The sequence below is a fragment of the Pleomorphochaeta sp. DL1XJH-081 genome, assembly GCF_049310885.1.
Classification (GTDB): Bacteria; Spirochaetota; Spirochaetia; order Sphaerochaetales; family Sphaerochaetaceae; genus CAYZJV01.
On sequence record NZ_JBMDYO010000001.1, the window covers coordinates 884,683 to 905,025 of the forward strand.

19 protein-coding genes and 2 tRNA genes are annotated in these 20,343 nt (G+C 46.6%); 1 reads left to right on the forward strand and 20 read right to left on the reverse strand.

Going from position 1 to position 20,343, the window contains the following annotated elements; translation table 11 throughout:
- The 19 genes from rplB to ACODJP_RS04240 form a co-directional block, all read right to left on the reverse strand.
- Complete coding sequence (gene rplB, locus ACODJP_RS04150) at positions 1 to 825, reverse strand: 50S ribosomal protein L2 (protein ID WP_422478763.1); 825 nt, start codon at positions 823 to 825, stop codon at positions 1 to 3.
- Positions 826 to 834: 9 nt separating this feature from the next.
- Positions 835 to 1,137, reverse strand: coding sequence for a 50S ribosomal protein L23 (gene rplW, locus ACODJP_RS04155; protein ID WP_422478765.1), 303 nt, complete (start codon positions 1,135 to 1,137; stop codon positions 835 to 837).
- 1 nt (position 1,138) lies between these two features.
- Complete coding sequence (rplD, locus tag ACODJP_RS04160) at positions 1,139 to 1,777, reverse strand: 50S ribosomal protein L4 (protein ID WP_422478767.1); 639 nt, start codon at positions 1,775 to 1,777, stop codon at positions 1,139 to 1,141.
- 9 nt (positions 1,778 to 1,786) lie between these two features.
- The gene (rplC, locus tag ACODJP_RS04165) at positions 1,787 to 2,407 is read right to left on the reverse strand and encodes a 50S ribosomal protein L3 (RefSeq protein WP_422478769.1); all 621 of its coding nucleotides are present in this window, start codon (positions 2,405 to 2,407) and stop codon (positions 1,787 to 1,789) included.
- Positions 2,408 to 2,422: 15 nt separating this feature from the next.
- Positions 2,423 to 2,731 carry a 30S ribosomal protein S10 gene (rpsJ, locus tag ACODJP_RS04170; protein ID WP_422478771.1) on the reverse strand — a complete coding sequence of 103 codons (309 nt, stop codon included), beginning with the start codon at positions 2,729 to 2,731 and terminating at the stop codon, positions 2,423 to 2,425.
- Positions 2,732 to 2,794: 63 nt separating this feature from the next.
- Positions 2,795 to 3,985: an elongation factor Tu gene (gene tuf / locus ACODJP_RS04175; protein ID WP_422478773.1), complete on the reverse strand. Its 1,191-nt coding sequence runs from the start codon at positions 3,983 to 3,985 to the stop codon at positions 2,795 to 2,797.
- A 395-nt stretch (positions 3,986 to 4,380) separates the two neighbouring features.
- A complete protein-coding gene (gene rpsG, locus ACODJP_RS04180) occupies positions 4,381 to 4,851 on the reverse strand; it encodes a 30S ribosomal protein S7 (RefSeq protein ID WP_422478775.1) in 471 nt (156 codons plus the stop codon).
- A gap of 12 nt (positions 4,852 to 4,863) precedes the next feature.
- A complete protein-coding gene (gene rpsL / locus ACODJP_RS04185) occupies positions 4,864 to 5,238 on the reverse strand; it encodes a 30S ribosomal protein S12 (protein ID WP_422478777.1) in 375 nt (124 codons plus the stop codon).
- Positions 5,239 to 5,386: 148 nt separating this feature from the next.
- Complete coding sequence (rpoC, locus tag ACODJP_RS04190) at positions 5,387 to 9,655, reverse strand: DNA-directed RNA polymerase subunit beta' (protein ID WP_422478779.1); 4,269 nt, start codon at positions 9,653 to 9,655, stop codon at positions 5,387 to 5,389.
- A 14-nt stretch (positions 9,656 to 9,669) separates the two neighbouring features.
- Positions 9,670 to 13,191 carry a DNA-directed RNA polymerase subunit beta gene (gene rpoB / locus ACODJP_RS04195; protein WP_422478781.1) on the reverse strand — a complete coding sequence of 1,174 codons (3,522 nt, stop codon included), beginning with the start codon at positions 13,189 to 13,191 and terminating at the stop codon, positions 9,670 to 9,672.
- Positions 13,192 to 13,341: 150 nt separating this feature from the next.
- Entirely contained in the window at positions 13,342 to 13,716 is a 375-nt protein-coding gene (rplL, locus tag ACODJP_RS04200; RefSeq protein ID WP_422478783.1) for a 50S ribosomal protein L7/L12, read from the reverse strand.
- A gap of 65 nt (positions 13,717 to 13,781) precedes the next feature.
- Positions 13,782 to 14,300: a 50S ribosomal protein L10 gene (gene rplJ, locus ACODJP_RS04205; protein WP_422478785.1), complete on the reverse strand. Its 519-nt coding sequence runs from the start codon at positions 14,298 to 14,300 to the stop codon at positions 13,782 to 13,784.
- A gap of 12 nt (positions 14,301 to 14,312) precedes the next feature.
- On the reverse strand, positions 14,313 to 14,990 hold the full coding sequence (gene rplA / locus ACODJP_RS04210; RefSeq protein ID WP_422478787.1) for a 50S ribosomal protein L1: 678 nt from the start codon (positions 14,988 to 14,990) through the stop codon (positions 14,313 to 14,315).
- Positions 14,987 to 15,424, reverse strand: coding sequence for a 50S ribosomal protein L11 (rplK, locus tag ACODJP_RS04215; protein WP_422478789.1), 438 nt, complete (start codon positions 15,422 to 15,424; stop codon positions 14,987 to 14,989). Before rplK ends, rplA begins: the two co-directional genes overlap by 4 nt.
- A 128-nt stretch (positions 15,425 to 15,552) precedes the next feature.
- The gene (gene nusG / locus ACODJP_RS04220; protein WP_422478791.1) at positions 15,553 to 16,110 is read right to left on the reverse strand and encodes a transcription termination/antitermination protein NusG; all 558 of its coding nucleotides are present in this window, start codon (positions 16,108 to 16,110) and stop codon (positions 15,553 to 15,555) included.
- Between the two features lie 9 nt (positions 16,111 to 16,119).
- Positions 16,120 to 16,299: a preprotein translocase subunit SecE gene (secE, locus tag ACODJP_RS04225; RefSeq protein WP_422478793.1), complete on the reverse strand. Its 180-nt coding sequence runs from the start codon at positions 16,297 to 16,299 to the stop codon at positions 16,120 to 16,122.
- A 27-nt stretch (positions 16,300 to 16,326) separates the two neighbouring features.
- Positions 16,327 to 16,400, reverse strand: a tRNA-Trp gene (locus ACODJP_RS04230).
- Positions 16,401 to 16,427: 27 nt separating this feature from the next.
- Positions 16,428 to 16,607 (reverse strand): 50S ribosomal protein L33, encoded by a 180-nt coding sequence (rpmG, locus tag ACODJP_RS04235; protein ID WP_422478795.1) that lies wholly within the window; start codon positions 16,605 to 16,607, stop codon positions 16,428 to 16,430.
- Between the two features lie 58 nt (positions 16,608 to 16,665).
- Positions 16,666 to 16,738 (reverse strand) — tRNA-Thr (locus tag ACODJP_RS04240).
- A 229-nt stretch (positions 16,739 to 16,967) separates the two neighbouring features.
- On the opposite strand from ACODJP_RS04240, the gene ACODJP_RS04245 reads away from it, so the two are divergent.
- Positions 16,968 to 19,472, forward strand: a complete 2,505-nt coding sequence (locus ACODJP_RS04245; RefSeq protein ID WP_422478797.1) for a glycogen/starch/alpha-glucan phosphorylase — start codon at positions 16,968 to 16,970, stop codon at positions 19,470 to 19,472.
- Between the two features lie 112 nt (positions 19,473 to 19,584).
- Here the strand turns inward: ACODJP_RS04245 and ACODJP_RS04250 are convergent, their stop codons facing one another.
- Positions 19,585 to 20,325 (reverse strand): DUF554 domain-containing protein, encoded by a 741-nt coding sequence (locus tag ACODJP_RS04250; protein ID WP_422478799.1) that lies wholly within the window; start codon positions 20,323 to 20,325, stop codon positions 19,585 to 19,587.
- Between the last annotated feature and the right edge of the window lie 18 nt (positions 20,326 to 20,343).

Consider the following 20,343-nt stretch of genomic DNA (forward strand, 5'->3'; position numbering starts at 1 on the left):
CTACTTCCGCTTCTTAACAATGAAACTACCCGAAGGCTTGTTCTTCTTCCGCGTCTTGTGACCCTTTGTTGGCAAGCCCCAAGGAGACACAGGGTGACGTCCGGATGCAGTTCTACCTTCACCACCACCATGTGGGTGATCAACAGGGTTCATCGCAACACCACGGACCTTCGGTCTTCGACCGAGCCATCTAGCCCTACCAGCCTTACCAAGAGTTACGTTCATATGGTCATCATTGCCTAAGGCTCCAAGTGTAGCCATGCATTCGCTGAAAACCATTCTCATTTCACCAGAAGGCAGTCTGAGAGTAACATAGTCGCCCTCTTTTGCAACAATGGTAGCACCAAGTCCGGCACTTCGTACCATCTGACCACCCTTGCCGAGCTGTAGTTCAATATTATGGACAGTTAAACCAAGAGGAATGTTCTTAAGAGGAAGAGCATTGCCAACCTCAAGAGGTGCGTTTGGACCACTCATGATCTTTGCACCGACCTTGATACCCTTAGGGGCTAGAATGTAACGCTTCTCTCCATCCACATAAGCTACCAGAGCGATATTCGCACTCCTGTTGGGATCATACTCGATAGTCTTCACCGTTCCTGGAATATCAAACTTATTGCGCTTGAAGTCAATAATTCTATAAGCACGCTTGTGGCCACCGCCTCGACGGCGAACACTGATCCGTCCGAAAGAATCACGACCTGCATTCTTGGAAAGTTTGGTTGTCAGAGACTTTTCACTCTTGGTAGAGGTAATCTCATCGAAAACCAAAGTCGTCTTCTGGCGAAGGCCAGGAGTATATGGTTTGTATTTCTTAAGTGCCATGCTTTCCTCCTAGAGTCCTTCGACGGCCTGGATGACATCACCCTTAGCCAACGTCACGATAGCCTTTTTCCAATCACCAGTAGTTCCGGCGATATGGCCACCCCTACCTCGGGTATACTTAGGCTTTCCCTTAACCGACACGATATTGACCTTCACAGGTGTAACGGAGAACAACTCCTTGACAGCCTGAGAAACCTCGAACTTGTTAGCTCTCGGGTCAACCTTGAACGTGTATTTCTTAATTTCCAATTCCCGTGCTAGATTGGATTTCTCCGTCAACACAGGTTCAATAATTACTTGATCTGCTCTCACGTTAGACCCCTTGTTTATCGCCGTAGAACTCGTTCAGATTCGTCGCGGCGCCCTCAAGCATCAAAACCTTCCTTCCATACAACAACTCCTTAGCGGAGAGCCGATTGTAGGAAAGCACATGCAAATAGGGAATGTTTTTCGCAGCACGGCGCATCATGACATCATCATCCTTGAGGATGAGGATCGTTCTCTTGTTATCAGTTACGAAGTTCTTCAAAATTACGGCCAATTCCTTGGTCTTACCACTTTCAATGGTGAAATCTTCGATAACTGCAAGCTTTTCTTCCTTTACAGAAAGTGAAAGCAACGACTTCAGGGCAAGGCGCTTCACCTTTTTGGGCAACGTATAGCTGTAATCTCTGGGCTTCGGTCCGAAAATCGTACCACCACCTCTCCAGATTGGTGACTTCTTGTCACCAGCTCGGGCATTACCCGTACCCTTCTGCTTGTATGGTTTCGAGTTGCTATAACTGACTTCACCCCGAGTCTTCGTGCTAGCGGTACCGACTCGACGATTTGCCAATTCGTTATTAACTGCATGGTAAATCGAGCCATCACTCACCTCACGATTAAAGACATCGTCATTAAGGGTAATAGTCCGCAACTCCTCTCCTTTTATTGAAAAGACCTTTGTTTCCATTTCTCGCCTCTACTTCTTCTTCGCTTTTTTCACGATGACTACGCTCTGGGCGGGTCCAGGAATCGCTCCTTTCACCAAAAGAACCTGCATCTCTTCATCGACACGAACAACACGAAGATTCTGGACAGTCACTCGGTCTGCGCCCATACGTCCAGCCATTCTGGTTCCTTTGAACGTACGTGCCGGAGTCGAGGACATCGCAGTACCACCGATATCACGATGGAACTTGGATCCGTGAGTCGCGCGTCCTCCAGCAAAACCGTGGCGCTTCATACCACCTTGGAAACCTTTTCCCTTGGAGGTACCGACCACGTCAACAAAAAGGACGTCCTTAAACACATCTACACCGAGAACATCACCTACTGCAGCTTCCTTATCAAAGTCACGCATCTCGACCAAAGTCTTCTTAGGTGCGCAAATATCAGCAAACTGCCCGGCATATGGTTTTGTGGTTTGGTTTTTCTTCTTGTCAAAAGAGCCCAAAACGCAAGAACTGTATCCATTCTTTTCAACGGTACGATTCTCGACCACCACATTGTCCTCTATCTTTATTACAGTCACAGGGGTAAGACGCCCATTGGCATCAAAGACCTGTGTCATTCCTATTTTTTTTCCGATAAGCCCTAACATCTCTTACCTCAACTATTACTGTTTAATCTCTACATCCACGCCAGCAGGAAGCTCAAGCTTCATGAGGGCATCCATGACTTTCGATGTAGGGTCAAGAATGTCAATCAGCCTCTTGTGCGTACGCATCTCGAACTGTTCTCGAGACTTCTTATTCACATGGGGCGATCTTAGAACAGTATATTTGTTGATACGAGTCGGGAGAGGTACGGGGCCAGAGACTTTGGCACCAGCCTTCACTACTGTCTGCACGATAGCCTTAGCGCTCTGCTCTACGAGCTCAATGTCAAAACCCCTCAGCCGTACCCGAATTCTATCCTTAGCCATCATTCCTCCAAAAAACGGGTCTTGCCCGCATACTGTTTAGTGCGGGCAAGACAATTAGTCAAATTATTCGACGATCTCGATGACCTGTCCAGAAGCGACAGTCTTGCCGCCTTCACGGATAGCGAATCTCAATCCCTTATCCATAGCGACAGGGTGGATCAGTTCAACATGAATCTCTGTGTTGTCGCCAGGAAGAACCATCTGCTTGCCTTCAGGAAGGTTTACAGTACCGGTAATATCGGTTGTTCTGAAATAGAACTGTGGGCGGTAACCAGCGAAGAACGGTGAGTGTCGACCACCCTCTTCCTTACTGAGTACATAAACGGTACCAACAAACTTTGCGTGGGGAGTGATTGACTTGGGCTTAGCAAGAACCTGTCCACGGACAACTTCCTTCTTGTCGACACCTCTAAGCAATGCACCAACGTTATCACCAGCCTGACCTTCGTCAAGAAGCTTATTAAACATCTCAACACCAGTACAAACAGTATCCTTAGTATCTTTGATACCAACAATGGAGATAGGATCATTGACATGGAGAATACCACGCTCAATTCTTCCTGTAACAACGGTACCACGGCCTGAGATAGAGAAGATATCTTCAATCGGCATAAGGAAAGGAAGGTCTACAGCACGCTCTGGGAGTGGAATGTAGTTATCCATAGCATCAAGCAATTCCTGGATGCACTTGGTCTTCTCTGGATCATCGGGATGCTCCATAGCCTCAAATGCGCTACCCTTTACAATAGGTGCATTATCACCATCGAACTGATAGGAATTGAGAAGATCACGCATCTCTTCCTCGACTAACTCAATCAAATCAGGATCGTCAACCTGGTCAGTCTTGTTGATGAAAACGATAATTGCAGGTACACCTACCTGACGAGCGAGCAAGATGTGCTCTTTGGTCTGTGCCATAGCTCCATCAGTAGCAGCAACAACAATTACAGCACCGTCCATCTGGGCTGCACCGGTAATCATGTTTTTGATGTAGTCAGCGTGTCCCGGACAGTCGACGTGCGCATAGTGACGTGCAGGAGTCTGGTACTCGACGTGACGAGTGTTGATCGTGATTCCTCTTGCCTTCTCTTCTGGTGCGTTGTCAATCTCGTCGTACTTCATAACCTTGTCGCCGCTTGCACGACCAGCATACATGGTAATCGCTGCGGTGAGGGTGGTCTTGCCATGGTCAACGTGACCGATGGTGCCTACGTTTACGTGTGGCTTTGTTCTGTTGAATTTCTCTTTAGCCATCAGATCCTCCTTGTGACATTCCTAGTCACAAAAATATTTGTATCATGCTCCATAAAGGCAAGACGCCTTTACCTTTCCAATAATGAGACAAACAGACTGATGGATTATGTGTATGAATGAAGGAGGATCCAGAGGTCGAAAAGTCGTTCAAACGCTTACCGACATAGTACAGATTTCAAAAAAGTCTGCAACTGGAACCACCTTATCATCCATTTTCATGATCCGGACGATCGGTTTGGCTCGGTCAACGTCCATACATACCTATGGACGCCTTTGCCAATATAGGATTTTTGCAAAGTTGTGTCAACACCTATTGGCAATTTGCATATGATTATCTAAAAAATAGTTAGGACGCCACATTGCTGGGCGTCCAACGTGTAAAAATCGAATGGTCTTTATCTGTTGTGGGATGAAAAAGCCTTGTTTGCCTCTGCCATCCTGTGAGTGTCTTCCTTCTTTTTGAAGGCAGCACCAGTATTGGCTACCGCATCCAGCAATTCAGCTGACAACTTTTCGCTCATCGACTTACCATTGCGGGCACGGGCAGCGGTGATAATCCAACGCATTGCCAAAGCCTCACGACGATTGTCCTTGATCTCAACAGGAACCTGATATGTAGCTCCACCAACACGTCTGGATTTAACCTCAACGACAGGCTTCACATTCTCAAGTGCCTTGATGAACATCTCGAGCGGATTCTCCCCACTCTTCTCTCCTACAACACCCAATGCATCGTAAATGATCTTGGTGCTGATAGACTTCTTGCCATCGACCATCATCCGGCGGATGAATTTTTCGACAACAACACTATTGTATACGGCATCAGGCAAAATTTCCCTTACCGGAGCGACTGTTCTTCTAGCCATTGTCTACCTCCATCAAGCCTTGGGCTTCTTCGTACCATACTTGGAACGACTTCTCTTCCGATCATTGACCCCTAGAGTATCCTTTGCACCACGAACAATGTGGTAACGAACACCAGGAAGGTCCTTGACTCTTCCACCTCGCATGAGAACAACAGAGTGCTCCTGCAAATTGTGGCCGACGCCCGGTATGTAGGCAGTGACTTCAATTCCATTGGAAAGACGCACTCTGGCGACCTTTCTCAAAGCTGAGTTCGGCTTCTTCGGTGTGACGGTCATCACTCTCGTGCATACGCCACGCTTCTGCGGACACCCCTGCAATGCAGGAGACTTTGTCTTGTTGACACTCGTTGTCCGGCCTTTACGTATCAATTGGTTAATAGTTGGCATCTTACGATACTCTCCCTTTATCTTCTTGACGGTCGGTCCCTAGTAAGGACCAACCGGACAGGACAGCCTACCGCCATCCCCATGTATACTCATCTCCAAAGTCAGCATGTAAAACCTCTATCGGTCATTCGGACATGGTGAAGAGGAACTATTCCTCGTCACCATCGTCCTCGGAGGTTTCACCTTCGGATATCATTTCTCCTAAATCGTCCGAGTCCAAATCATCATCTTCCTCGAACATTCCTACACGGCGTGAGCCCATAAGCGATTGCACCCTTTCCCCAAGGTCTATTGGATTATCTTCCTTAACCCGGATATTCCGATACCGCTTCATACCAGTACCAGCAGGAATCAGATGTCCAATAATTACATTCTCCTTGAGTCCGCGCAACACGTCTCTACTACCAGCTATCGCAGCATTTGTCAATACCTTGGTCGTTTCCTGGAATGATGCAGCTGAGATAAACGAGTCAATACTTAACGAAGCCCTGGTAATACCAAGAAGCATCGGTCGTGCATCGGCAGGTTGACCACCTTCAGCCACTACTCGTGCATTTTCCTCATGGAATCGATACTTATCGACCTGTTGCCCATGGATAAAGCTTGTATCTCCAACACGGATTACTTCAACCTTACGCAACATTTGACGTACAACAACACCAAGATGCTTGTCATTGATATCAACTCCCTGCAGACGATAGACTTCCTGGACTTCATCTAACAAGAATGACTGCAAAGCATTTTCACCCAAGATATCAAGAATATCATGTGGGTCGATCGGACCATCGCACAATCGCTCTGCTGCTTCGACATGGTCACCATCACGGACAAGCAGATGCTTGCTCATTGGAACCTGATGTTTGTACTCAGCACCGTAATCATCTTCAACGATAACGATTCTCTTTCCTTTCACAACTGAACCGAAACGAGCAACACCGGCCACCTGGGCAAGTACTGCCGGGGTTTTTGGCCTTCTTGCTTCAAACAGCTCGCCAACCCTTGGCAAACCACCGGTGATATCCTTGGTCTTCACACTCTCCTTGAGAAGTTTGGCCAGGATCCTACCTTTCTTCACCTCTGCTCCATTCTCAACATTCAAGTAGGATGCGGCAGGAAGGAAATAGGTTGCTAAAGTCTCCTTATCCTTTCCAATAACAGCAATTCGAGGTTGAAGAGTCTCACTGATATGGTCGGTAATCTTCTTTTCGATACTCCCAGTTTCAACATTAACCTCTTCCTTGAGGGTCGTGCCCAGCTTGATATCGATAAATTCAACAGTACCTTCATATTCAGCGATAATAGGTTCACTAAAGGGGTCGAACAACACGATAGTCGAATTCTCGGAAACATAACTTCCAATCTCAACTTTCAGTTCCGAACCGTTTCTCACATCCATCCGTTGTTCAGGAGCTACGACATAGAGGTTGTCACCAATTATTCGGGCTATTCCCAACTGGTCAGCGACTACAGGTTCTCCTTTCGCTTCCTTAAGCAATTGGGAACCTACGACGACCTTATCTCCATCGGCGACGAGAAGCTTCTTTTTGCCAATTGTATATTCACTGAACACACGAGAGTAAAAGATGAATCCTTTCCGCGTGAAAAGCTTCGATCCGTCATAGGCATCAACCAATGTGCCGGTAATACTATTCACAACTATGGGATAGTTGAATACAACCCTATTCTCTTCAGCACCACTGGTAGCAGTACCTCCGATATGGAAGGTTCTCATTGTGAGCTGGGTACCAGGCTGACCAATCGACTGGGCTGCTATGATACCGACAGCCTCACCGATGTCTACCGGTCTATTGGTAGCCAGATTTCTTCCATAACATTTTCGGCAAACTCCATGCCTGGCTTCACAAGTCAAAACTGTTCTGATAAGGACAGATTCGATTCCCGCTTCCTCAATCTCAATTGCCTTGGTAGCAGTTATCTCGCTATTTACATCGAGAATCAATTCACCAGTAATCGGGTGTTTGACTTTCTCCAGCGTATATCTACCAACGATACGATCCGACAAAGCCTCAACGATTTCATCGCCATCTTTCATCGCCGTTCGTTCTATACCGTTGATGGTACCGCAATCGTCTTCATTAATCACCACATCCTGGGCAATATCGACAAGACGTCTGGTCAGATAACCCGCTTCTGCTGTTTTTAGAGCAGTATCGGCAAGACCCTTTCTTGCACCGTTCGTAGATATAAAGAATTCGATGATCGAGAGACCTTCCTTAAAGTTCGATCGGATAGGGAACTCAATGATATCACCGGAGGGCTTGGCCATAAGACCACGCATTCCTCCCAGCTGTCTAATCTGAGTCTTAGAACCTCTAGCACCGGAATCAGCCATGAGATAAAGGGGATTGAATCCGTTCTGACTAGTCTTCAACTCACTCATGAGTGAATTGGAGATATCTTCAGTAGTCTTGCTCCACACCTCGATAACACGGTTGTAACGTTCATCTTGGGTGATATGACCTTGGCGATACTGTTCTCTGATCTCTGTCTGACGTTGGTCAGCAGCCTCTACCAGAGTTGATTTCGCGTCAGGGACAATCATATCTGAAAGACCGATGGTAGCTCCAAACAATGTTGCATATCTGAAACCGATGTCCTTGATGGAATCGAGCATTCTCACCGCAACTGAAGTTTTCTGGTCCTGAATCACCTCACCAACGAGACGTTTGAGTTCTTTGTCACCAAAACATAAATTCTGGTAAGAAATTTCAGGTGGCATCTCAGCATTGAACAATACCCTTCCTGGAGTTGTCTCGACCATAGAACCATCTGCAAGCTTATACTTAATCAGGGCATTATAAGAGAGGGATCCGGCGTCAATAGCCAAAATCAATTCAGAAATATTATCATAATACTTTCCAGTTCCCTTAGCGCCCTTCATCTCTCGAGTCAGATAGTTAATACCAAGAACCATATCCTGCGAGGGGAATACAATCGGCTTACCGTTGGCTGGATCAAGTAGGTTGTTGGCTGAAAGCATCAGTGTCCAACACTCAATCTGTGCAGCTTGGGTAAGGGGTACGTGAACAGCCATCTGGTCACCATCGAAGTCGGCATTGTATGCATGACATACGAGTGGATGCAATTTGATAGCCTTACCATCCACGAGGACTGGTTCGAATGCTTGGATTCCCAAACGGTGTAAAGTCGGAGCACGGTTTAAAAGAACAGGGTGCTCCTTGACTACATCATCAAGGATTGCCCACACTTCAGGAGTTTCCTGCTCAACCAAAGTCTTCGCTTTTTTAATATTATAGACAATCCCCTTCTGGACAAGCTTCTTCATGATGAAGGGTTTGTACAGTTCAAGGGCCATCTTTGAGGGAAGACCACATTGGTGCAGCCGCAATTCGGGCCCAACAACAATAACCGAACGACCGCTATAATCAACACGTTTACCCAACAAGTTCTGTCTAAAACGACCTTGCTTACCCTTGAGCATATCAGACAATGATTTTAGGGGTCGGTTTGACGCACCCTTCACTACCCGCTTTTTCTTCGAGTTGTCGAATAAGGCATCGACTGCCTCCTGCAACATCCTCTTTTCATTGCGGATAATGATATCTGGAGCATGCAAGGACATCAGACGGGTAAGTCGATTATTCCTATTTATGACTCTGCGGTACAAATCATTCAGATCACTTGTTGCAAAACGACCTCCATCCAATTGAACCATAGGACGTAATTCCGGTGGAATAACGGGAATAACTGTGAGAATCATCCATTCAGGCTTGTTCCCGCTATCGCGGAAGTTTTCAACAACTTCAATTCGTTTCAACAAACGTTTATCAGCCTTTTCACCTTTAGCCACCATTTGCTCACGCAACTCGGCCGAAAGGGCTTCGAGGTCCAAGTTTTCCAAAAGGATTTGGACCGCCTCGGCACCCATCATGGCTTGGAACGATTCACCGAACTGTTCACGTGCTTGATAATATTCATCCTCAGTAAGCAACTGCTTGTAACGCAAATCGGTCTCACCTGAATTAATAACCACATATTTTTCGTAGTAAAGAACCGACTGCAATGCCGCACGAGGTATATCGAGTAAGAGACTCATCCTTGAGGGAACTGATCGGTAATACCAAATATGTGAAACGGGAGAAGCCAGGTCAATATGACCCATACGCTCACGTCTTACCTTAAAATGGGTTACCTCTACACCACAACGGTCACAGATTACACCCTTGTAGCGAATGGATTTGAATTTTCCACAATAGCATTCCCACTCTTTGGTCGTTCCGAAAATCTTCTCGCAGAAGAGTCCGTCACGTTCCGGACGTAGAGTCCGGTAGTTGATTGTCTCCGGCTTCTTGACCTCACCGTAGGACCAAGCCCGAATCTGTTCCGGGCTGGCCAATTTTATCATGATGCTGTCGAAATCCTGAATTTCCTTCATCCGAAATCTCCTGCTTAGTTAATCGAGTTCCGCTTATTGATAAGCTCTTCATCACGTTCCGTCAAAGGAACTTGACGTCCCTTGGAATCGTATACCGACATATCGAGCGCCAATCCACGAACCTCTTGGACGAGTACATTGAAAGCCTCCGGCATTCCGGCATTCGTAGCGGGTTCTCCCTTAACGATGCTTTCATATATCTTGACCCTTCCATTCATATCATCCGACTTGATGGTGAGTAATTCCTGCAAAGTATTTGCAGCACCATAGGCTTCAAGTGCCCAAACTTCCATTTCTCCAAGTCTCTGACCACCGAACTGGGCTTTACCACCCAATGGTTGTTGAGTCACCAAGGAATACGGACCTGTAGAACGGGCATGCATCTTGTCGTCCACCAAGTGGTGAAGTTTCAAATAGTAAATATATCCACAGAATACCGGGTTAACGAATGGAACTCCAGTGCGACCATCATACAAGGTTGTCTTAGAGGTTACTGGAAGATTTGCCTTCTTCATCTTCTCTTCGATATCCTCAACAGATGCCGATTGGAATACTGGCGAGGAATACCATTCATCAAGTTCGTGAGCAGCCCATCCGAGCTGAGTCTCCATCAACTGTCCAATATTCATTCGAGAAGGAACACCCAAAGGATTCAAACAGACATCCAACGGTGTACCATCAGCCATGTAAGGCATATCCTCTTCCGGAAGAACTCGGGCAACGACACCCTTGTTTCCGTGACGACCGGCCATCTTATCACCCTGTCTGAGCTTACGTTTCGTCGCAATAAGGACTTTGACCATTTCGTCAACGCCAGGAGGCAATTCGTCCCCTTCACTCCTCTTTAATCGCTGGATATCAATAACCGTACCCTCGGTTCCGTGAGGAACCTTAAGCGATGTATCCCGGACTTCTTTTGCTTTCTCACCGAAAATTGAGTTCAGCAACTTGAATTCGGGAGTAGTATCGGACTCTGACTTAGGAGTTACCTTACCAACAAGGATATTTCCTGATCGGACGACAGAACCGACGCGAACTATACCATCCTCATCCAACTGCTCCAGATTCTTCTCACTGGTATTGGGGATATCTCGAGTCAATTTTTCAGGTCCGAGCTTAGTCTCGCGTATATCGGTGGAGAATTCCTTAATGTGGATAGATGTATAGATATCGTCTTTGACAACTCGTTCTGAAATAAGGACTGCATCTTCATAGTTGTACCCATTCCAAGGCACAAAACCAACAAGAATATTCCTTCCGAGAGCGAGTTCACCACGATCTGTAGCAGGTCCATCAGCAAGGACTTCTCCGGCTTCCACGTGCGCTCCAACAGAAACTATCGGCTTCTGGTTGAAACAGGTATCTTGGTTCGTTCGCTCGAATTTCTGAACGATATAAGTATCCACTTCACCCTCGATATCACTCACATCAGGAGTAATTTCGATATGGGTCGAAGAGATGTAGCTCACCTTACCGGCGCGCTTAGCTTTTATTAGCACACCAGAATCATACGCTGTTTTCGCCTCCATTCCGGTTCCCACATAGGGAGCCTCAGGGAACAACAAAGGTACAGCCTGGCGCTGCATGTTCGACCCCATCAAGGCACGGTTAGCGTCATCGTGTTCCAAGAATGGAATCAATGATGCAGCTACACTGATGACCTGCATTGGGGAAACATCCATATATTTGACATCTGTAGCAGGTCGAGTGGTATAGTCACCGCTACGTCTAACTGGGATATCGTCTTCTAAGAAAGCGCCATCTTCAGCAAGCGGTGAGTTAGCCTGAGCAATGAAGAATTTCTCCTCATCATTCGCATCGAGATAACGGTATGTTTTAGAAACCTTTCCTTCGACGACCTTTCTATATGGGCTCTCGAGAAATCCGTGCTTATTCACACGAGTGTAGTTTGCCAAAGAGACAATCAATCCAATATTCGGACCTTCAGGAGTCTCGATCGGACACATTCGCCCATAGTGCGTATAGTGAACGTCACGAACTTCAAAGGACGCACGATCACGGGAGAGACCGCCTGGTCCCAATGCGTTTAATCGTCTTTTATGCGTCAATTCGGCCAATGGATTGACTTGATCCATAAACTGACTCAATTGGCTTGATCCGAAAAATTCCTTGATCGCTGCAACTACGGGTTTGATTGATACCAAATCCTGCGGTTTAACCTGATTGCTCTCCAGATTCATCCGCTCCCGGGCAATCCGTTCCATCCTAGCGAAAGCAGCACTCAATTGATTCTGTAATAACTCACCAACCGAACGCACACGTCTATTCCCGAGGTGGTCAATGTCATCGACATTTTCTTCCCCAATATAGACTTTGATCAAGAAACCCATGGTGTTAACGATATCTTGGGGACCCAAAACCGTAAGATCGGTACTCGCCTCTTCATCATCAACATCTTCTTCAGTACCGAATTTCTTATTGAACTTATAGCGGCCTACACTGCCCAGATCGTACCTTCGGCTTGAGAAGAACATATCGGGCAAATCTTTTTCAGCTCTTTCGATGGCGATCATTTCACCCGGCTGAAGCACGGCATAGATCGGCGAAAGGACATCTTCCTTCATCGGCTCGTCGTAACCCTCTTGGGTATATTTCGCATCTTCAACTTCAAAACAATTGATTATCATACGAGAATGCAATGATTCCGGATGATCTTCATCGACGATAGCAATAGAAGACAACCCATCTGCTACCAAGGCTTCTATATATGTAGGAGAAAGTTCATCTCCTGCACGAAGCAACTTTTTAGCATTCTTGCCACCCTTTGAGGAATAGATATCTGCATAGGCGATAGCTCCAACCAACTCATTATTGGCTTGAGCATCCTTAGCAAGCTCGACGATCTTGGATTTATAGAAATGAGCAACAATCTTTTCGCGTGAATCTAGACCAATCGCACGGAGGAATAGAGTTCCCAGGATACGTTTCTTCCGGTCAATCTTTGCGTAGATCAGCTCTTTTTTCTTATCATCAATCTCGAACTCCAACCACGATCCCCTATAAGGGATTATACGGGAGGAGTAGACTCCTTTGTCGTTCGAGAAAATTACACCGGGGGACCGGTGAATCTGACTTACGACAACACGCTCGGCACCATTGATGATAAATGTGCCGCGATCGGTCATCAACGGAATATCACCAAAAAAGATTTCCCGTTGACGGAGCTCGCCTGTACCGGTGAGCTCAAGACTGATAGTAGCCTTGATAGGAACGGAAAAGGTCCTACCCTTCCGCTTACATTCGATCTCGGAGAATTTTATGTTGTCGTAATCGATCGTATAACCATGATAATGTAGGCACATTTCACCGTTTTGGCTCTCGATCGGAAAAGTCGATTGAAACACCTGCTCCAAGCCATGGTTTGGATCAGGTTCCACTGAGTTTTTTAGACGATCGAGTTGGAGGAACCGTTCATATGAATCAAGCTGTATACCGACAAGATTCGGTAGTTCACATACTTCTTGACTATGGGTTCCAATGAAATTTCTCGTAATTGAATTGCCTTTGGCAACCATTGTTACCCTCCGGAGGTCTGTGTTGCGGAAGATTCGGACAGGAGTCCGAGAACCCACACATCGGAATGTAGAAGACACGACCGGCCACCGGAAATTCCCGGTGGCTAGCCCCTTCAGGCTGACGCCTGATCATACATGAAAAAAATCGAGTTACTTAACTTCAATAGTAGCGCCTGCTGCTTCAAGTTTTTCTTTGATGCTCTTTGCATCTTCCTTGGAGACGGCTTCCTTGATTGTTCCACCAGCGGTGACAAGATCCTTAGCCTCTTTGAGACCAAGACCGGTGATAGCACGAACTTCCTTAATGACAGGAATAGTCTTACCATCGGCGACACCCTTGAGAATGATATCGAATTCAGTCTGCTCTTCAACTTCTTCAGCTGCTGCACCGGCTGCTGCACCGGCTACTGCAACGGGAGCTGCTGCGGTAACATCGAACTTCTCTTCCATTGCCTTGATGAGGTCAGAAACCTCCATCACGGTCATGTTTGCGATTGCTTCCAAAATTTCTTCTTTAGTAGCCATATTATCTTCTCCTTGTATTTGTACGGTAATAGCAGGTCTACGTGAACGTGAAGACTAGTACCGTATTAATTTTCTGTATTTCCGCCCTTTGCATCGGCAACTGCCTGCAAGGTCCGTGCGAGTTTCGAAAGAGGAGCCTTCATGGTACCCATAAGGGAAGCAATCAACTCCAATCTTGTCGGCAACTTACTATAAGCCTCAATCTCTTCCTTGCTGAACAACTTGCCGTCGAGATAAGCTCCCTTGATCTGCAAAGGGGACCCCTTAGAAAATTCAAAGAGAATCTTCGACGCCAGGCTGGAAGCATCCTCACCACTGGTAAGTGCGACCGCAGTCGGTCCAACAAGATTATCGTTTGTACCCTCATGCTTCAAATCGCTCATGACGATTTTAGCAAAACGGTTCTTAACTACTCTGTATGCAGCTTCCTTCTCACGAAGCTGATTCCGGAGTGTGGTTATCTGCTCAACAGTCATTCCCCGGTAATCGGTAAAGATGAATCCATCATACTGAGAGAATTCGGATGTCATCTCCTGGACTGCATCAACCTTATGTTGGGCTTTTCGAGTCTGATATTCTGCCATTTCCCAATCCTCCTAGTTCTCTTTCACGTCAACCATGACGCCGGGGCCCATGGTGGAACTGAGTGCAACGCTCTTGAGGAAGTCACCCTTTGCATCGCTAGGCTTCCTTCTCAAAACTTCATGCAACACGATGCGTGCATTCTCAGCGATCTTGTCGGCATCCATAGACACCTTACCGATAGCCAAGTGGACAACACCGGTCTTGTCGGAACGGAATTCCACACGACCCTGCTTCAATTCAGCGAGAGCACCCTTGATATCGAAGGTGACCGTCTGGGTCTTGGGGTTGGGCATTAGACCTCGCCTTCCAAGAATCGGTCCCAATCGACCTACATCCTTCATCATGTCGGGAGTCGCAACAGCTACATCGAAATCCATCCAACCTCCGCGGATCTTCTCCACCAAGTCAGTATCTCCAACATAGGTTGCTCCTGCATCCAAAGCCTCTTGAGCTTTATCGCCCTTCGCAAAAACCAACACGCGCTTTTCTGCAGCAAACTGGTTTGGAAGAACAACGGTATCACGTACCGATTGGCTCTTTTTCAAGGAAAGGTTCATGGAAAGTTCGACGGTTTCGTCAAATTTCGCAAAAGCTACTTTCTTGACCAATTCCGCAGCATCGATAAATGTATACTGCTTCGTACGATCAACCTGCTTCAATGCCTCTGTGTACTTTTTTCCGTGTTTCATTTTGCCGCCTCCACTTCTACACCCATACTTCTAGCAGTTCCAGCGATAATCTTCTTGGCGGCATCAATATCGTTCGCATTGAGATCAGGAAGTTTGGTCGTAGCGATTTCAGTAAGTTGAGCTTGTGTCAACTTAGCGACTTTCTGTGTGTGGGGTACACCCGAGCCACTGGCTATTCCGCATGCCTTCTTGATCAGAACCGCTGCTGGCGGTGTCTTCATGATGAAGGTAAAAGAACGGTCAGCATATACAGTGATGACCACTGGAATAATCAATCCAGCTTCAAAGTTCTTTGTCTTATCATTGAACTGCTGGACAAATTGGGGTGCGCTCACACCATGAGGCCCGAGAGCGGGACCAATCGGTGGTGCAGGCGTAGCCTTTTGGGCTGGGCACTGCAATTTAATAACAGCAGTTACCTTTTTCTTTGCCATAATAATGTCTCCTTACACGGCAGCTCTAAGCTCCGCGCTGGTCTTGACGCCCCTTCAACGAAGAGGCTCCCACCTACCGGATCCATCCGGTGGGGAGAATGTAAAAAAAACTAACAAGTCGAACAGACCTAGATCTTCTCCACTTGCAAGAAATCAACTTCAACAGGGGTGGATCTTCCAAAGATACCGACCAATACGCGCAGTCGGCCTTTTTCCATATTCACCTCTTCAATAACACCTGTGAAAGACTCAAAAGGTCCTTCCACAATTTTCACGTGCTCGCCTTGACTGAAGGACTGCTTCGGTCGCAATACCTTCTCGGTCTTGATCTCACCGGTTTTCTGAAGGATACCCTTGAGCTCCTCACTGGAAAGTGGAACAGGCTTACGCCCTTCCAGAGACCCCACAAATCCAGTTACTCCCTGGATTCGCTTAATTTGCGAACAAAAGAATTCCCATTGATACTCGGGTAAATCCATCTGCACAAGAATATAGCTGGGAAGGATTTTACGCTTGACGGTTTTCTTAACACCGTCTTTAACCTCAACAACTTCTTCTGTGGGCACCTTGACATCGGAAACGACCTCGCTGAATTGCGGGTCGCTTTCCATTATCTTCCGGATGGTCTTTTCGATTTTATTCTCATACCCCGAATATGTATGTACGACATACCAGCCTTTTGCCATGACCTCTCCCTAGAATAACAGGTCGACACCCTGAACGAGCAGGAAGTCAACCAAGCCGAGGACCAGGGCAAAGATTGCAGTGGATATCAACACAACTTTGGTTGATGTCAGCACCTCATCCCGAGTAGGCCACACAACCTTTTTCAATTCAATATGAGATTCCTTAAAATAACGAATCAACTTCTTCATCAACCAACTCCTTGCACGGGAAGCGGACAGGTCAGGTAGGACTCGAACCTACAACATCTGGTTTTGGAGACCAGCGCTCTAGCCATTGGAGCTACTGACCTATTCGCCTCTCGGAACGCCTTGGAAGGCTATTTGATCTTCGTCTCGCGATGAAGGGTATGCTTGCGCTCAAACGGGCAGTATTTATTAAACTCAAGCTTTCCCGGGGTATTCCGCCGATTTTTTTCTGTAGTATAATTTTTCTGCTTGCACTCTGTGCACTGCAAGGCGATTTTTTCAACCGGCCCCTTTTTCTTACTGCTAGCCATCTTAAAAACTCCTTACCGGAAAAAACCGGCTACGCTCTAACGAATCATAGAGAAAAAAAGCCCTCGATCGGATTTGAACCGATGACCCCCACCTTACCATGGTGGTGCTCTGCCAGCTGAGCTACAAGGGCAAATCAGCGTCTAGGCGGAACACACAGGAAACCCCGTTCCGCGGTCGAGCAGATGTCAACGTAGCAAATCACCTGTTTTTTGTCAATAACATTACTCCAACATTTCACAAATCCTTTCCATTACAGAGTTTTAACTCTAATCCCAAGGATGTTGGTACAGTTGATTCGCCTACAGTATTGATATACTATTGCTTTAGATGCGACAACCCTATTGTTGCTGGAGGATTTTATGGGCACACAAGAACAGCATACTCGTTTTTCGCCAACAAAAGCGGCCATATCACTCGATTTTGCCGAACATTTGAAATATTCATTGGATGCCGACGAGTTTCATAATACCGATATAACACGATACACCGCCTTGGCATATGCCATCAGGGACAGGATCATCCATCAATGGCATAAATCACGGGAGACCCAAAGGGAAACCGGTTCCAAACGAGTCTACTATCTTTCACTTGAATTTCTCATGGGTCGCGCAATGACCAACAATATCATCAATCTTGGCCTTGAGAATGAGGTTAAAGATGCGATGGCCGATCTGGGATATGCCTATGAGGAATTGGCGGAGGTGGAACCAGATGCAGGGCTGGGAAATGGAGGTCTCGGTAGACTAGCGGCCTGTTTTCTTGATTCGTTGGCCACCCTGGATATACCTTCATATGGTTATGGAATCCGCTATAACTATGGGATTTTCAAGCAACAGGTCCGTAATGGATGGCAGACTGAACAGCCCGACAATTGGCTAAGGCACGGCAATCCATGGGAAATCGCTCGCGAAGACATCATTTTTACCGTTGGCTTCGGAGGTGAAGTCCGAACGCTCCGTGAAAGTGGCCGAGACCAGTATACATGGATTAGTGCAGATCAGGTGCAAGGTGTCGCTTACGACATGCCAATAGTTGGGTATGGTGGAAAGACGGTGAATACGCTTCGTCTCTGGAGTGCAAAAGCGACTGATGAGTTCAATTTCCAAGAATTCAATGAGGGCGATTATGTTGAGGCTGTGCGTTCCAAGATCCTCGCCGAGAATCTGAGCCAAGTACTCTATCCGAATGACACCTTGTACATGGGAAAAGAACTGCGCCTTAAGCAACAGTACTTTTTTGTAGCCTGCTCCTTGGCAGATATCGTCCGACGGTTCAAACGTCAGGAAACTTCGTGGAAAGAACTTCCAAAATTCGCTGCTATCCAACTGAATGACACGCATCCATCTCTCGCAATCCCCGAACTCATGCGCATTCTCATAGACTTAGAGCACCTGGAATGGGAAGAAGCGTGGGACATCACCGTTCGTACCATGGGATACACAAACCATACACTCATGCCAGAAGCCTTGGAAAAATGGCCATTGACCATGTTGGAGAGCATCCTTCCCCGCCACCTCCAGATCATTTTTGAAATCAACCACAGATTCTTACAGCATGCTGTTTCTTTCTTCCCTCTTCGTCCACAAGCCATAGAACGATTAAGCATTGTGGAAGAAGGTCCTTCAAAACAGATCCGCATGGCAAACCTTTCAATAATAGGCTCCCATTCCACAAACGGTGTGGCAGAACTCCACTCACGACTTCTAACTGAAAGGATGTTTCCCGAATTTTCAGTTGTTTTCCCAGATCGCTTCAACAATAAGACCAATGGAATAACCCAAAGACGCTGGCTATTGGATGCCAACCCCCTGCTCGCATCGAAGATCTCGGAAGCTATTGGAGATGGTTGGATTACCGATTACGAGAGAATCAAGGATCTGGAACCATTTGCTGAGGATGCCAACTTCCGCACAGACTTCCTTACAATCAAGCAAAAAGCAAAGGAACACGCTGTCGAATTCATAAAGAAGGATTGTGGACTCATACTGAGACCCGATTCTATGTTTGATGTTCAGGTAAAGAGAATCCATGAGTATAAACGACAGCTGCTCAATGCTCTCAATATCATATTGCTCTACCAACGGATCAAGGAGGGAAGGATACAAGATTTTTCTCCAACGACCTTCATATTCGGAGGAAAGGCTGCTCCCGGATACGTCAATGCAAAACTTATCATCAAGCTGATAAATAATATTGCTAAAGTCATCAACGACGACAGCGCTGTACGAGAACTTATTTCAGTCCACTTCCTTCCAAACTACCGGGTCACGATGGCTGAACGCTTGATTCCTGCAACAGACCTCTCTGAGCAAATCTCAACAGCAGGGTTCGAAGCATCCGGCACGGGAAACATGAAATTCATGTGCAATGGAGCACTGACCATCGGGACGATGGATGGCGCTACAGTAGAAATGGCTGAAGAGGTTGGAAGGCAGCACATGTTCATCTTCGGACACTCAGCTGATGAAATTGAACGGATGAGGGCACAATACGATCCGTACGAATGGATTACCCGAGACCCAGAAATCCGAAAGGTTATGGATCTTTTCCTTTCAGGTTATTTCAATGTCATGGAACCTCATATTTTCGACCCACTTAGACAATCTTTACTTAACGAAGATCGCTATTTCCACTTTGCAGATTTACGAAGTTATGCTGACTCGCATGATGAAGCAACTTTCCTCTATACCAATAACAAAGATGCCTGGGCAAAGAAAGCGATATTAAATATCGCTGCATCGGGGAAATTTTCTAGCGACCGCACCATTATGGAGTATGCGAATGATATTTGGAAAACTCGCCGGGTTCCAATCGATAGAGACCAGTCGGCTAGCTCCACACTCAAGGCAGCCCGAAAGAAATGAGAGCACAAAAACACCGAAGGTAAGAGCGCTTTCGCTTTAATGGCTTCTGTCGTTGTCTGGAATTGATCGTTAAGTGCGTACCCCCGTAATTGATTTTACGGGGGTCATCTTTTCAGTTCAACCAAGGAAGGAAGGAGGCAAACCAAGTCCCGAGACGACTGAAGAATGGTGCCACCAACAGTGCTGGAATAAAATTTCCTGTCTTGAATTGCCGTACATGGATAAGACCGAACGCTATCATAATCAGGAGGACTCCACCGGCAGCGGAAAGCTCAGCCAACCCAGCCTCCCCCATTAATGGAGAGAGCCAACTCCCAGCTAAAGTAAAGAATCCTTGATACACCAAGATTACGGCAGCAGAACCTATAACACCAGGACCATAGGCTGCAGCAAAAATGATTGCCATTGCTCCGTCCATCACAGATTTTATCAGGATCAATGTATAATCATTCTGGGTTCCTGCAGCAATAGATCCAACCACAGCCATTGCCCCAGAACAAAATAGTACAGAGGAATTTAAGAATCCATGTGCAAACAAAGAACCCGCTGACGTGTGACCATTAGGGGACGCCAACTCTTTTCTGGAGGTCTTCTTTTCCATCCAGTCTCCCAGTCGGAGAATCGCATCTTCTATCCCGATCAGATAACCGAGAAGTCCTCCCACGACGATTGAGAAGAGAAGCACGAGGTAGCTTTTAGTCTGTAAGGCCATCTGGATTCCAATTACAATGGTAACCAAACCTGCGGAGGTGAAAACAACCTCTTTGAATTGTTCTTTCAGTCGAGAACCGATAAGCAACCCAAGAAGTGAGCCAATTATTACTGAGAGACTATTGATATAGGTGGCAATCATGCATGCGAGTATAATCAC

Bases quoted from the DNA above. Each gene is read 5' to 3' on its own strand.
- rplB (WP_422478763.1), bottom strand. From the start codon at position 825: ATGGCACTTAAGAAATACAAACCATATACTCCTGGCCTTCGCCAGAAG.
- rplD (WP_422478767.1), bottom strand. From the start codon at position 1,777: ATGGAAACAAAGGTCTTTTCAATAAAAGGAGAGGAGTTGCGGACTATT.
- rplC (WP_422478769.1), bottom strand. From the start codon at position 2,407: ATGTTAGGGCTTATCGGAAAAAAAATAGGAATGACACAGGTCTTTGAT.
- rpsJ (WP_422478771.1), bottom strand. From the start codon at position 2,731: ATGGCTAAGGATAGAATTCGGGTACGGCTGAGGGGTTTTGACATTGAG.
- tuf (WP_422478773.1), bottom strand. From the start codon at position 3,985: ATGGCTAAAGAGAAATTCAACAGAACAAAGCCACACGTAAACGTAGGC.
- rpsG (WP_422478775.1), bottom strand. From the start codon at position 4,851: ATGGCTAGAAGAACAGTCGCTCCGGTAAGGGAAATTTTGCCTGATGCC.
- rpsL (WP_422478777.1), bottom strand. From the start codon at position 5,238: ATGCCAACTATTAACCAATTGATACGTAAAGGCCGGACAACGAGTGTC.
- rpoC (WP_422478779.1), bottom strand. From the start codon at position 9,655: ATGAAGGAAATTCAGGATTTCGACAGCATCATGATAAAATTGGCCAGC.
- rpoB (WP_422478781.1), bottom strand. From the start codon at position 13,191: ATGGTTGCCAAAGGCAATTCAATTACGAGAAATTTCATTGGAACCCAT.
- rplL (WP_422478783.1), bottom strand. From the start codon at position 13,716: ATGGCTACTAAAGAAGAAATTTTGGAAGCAATCGCAAACATGACCGTG.
- rplJ (WP_422478785.1), bottom strand. From the start codon at position 14,300: ATGGCAGAATATCAGACTCGAAAAGCCCAACATAAGGTTGATGCAGTC.
- rplA (WP_422478787.1), bottom strand. From the start codon at position 14,990: ATGAAACACGGAAAAAAGTACACAGAGGCATTGAAGCAGGTTGATCGT.
- rplK (WP_422478789.1), bottom strand. From the start codon at position 15,424: ATGGCAAAGAAAAAGGTAACTGCTGTTATTAAATTGCAGTGCCCAGCC.
- nusG (WP_422478791.1), bottom strand. From the start codon at position 16,110: ATGGCAAAAGGCTGGTATGTCGTACATACATATTCGGGGTATGAGAAT.
- secE (WP_422478793.1), bottom strand. From the start codon at position 16,299: ATGAAGAAGTTGATTCGTTATTTTAAGGAATCTCATATTGAATTGAAA.
- rpmG (WP_422478795.1), bottom strand. From the start codon at position 16,607: ATGGCTAGCAGTAAGAAAAAGGGGCCGGTTGAAAAAATCGCCTTGCAG.
- ACODJP_RS04245 (WP_422478797.1), top strand. From the start codon at position 16,968: ATGGGCACACAAGAACAGCATACTCGTTTTTCGCCAACAAAAGCGGCC.
- ACODJP_RS04250 (WP_422478799.1), bottom strand. From the start codon at position 20,325: ATGATTGCCACCTATATCAATAGTCTCTCAGTAATAATTGGCTCACTT.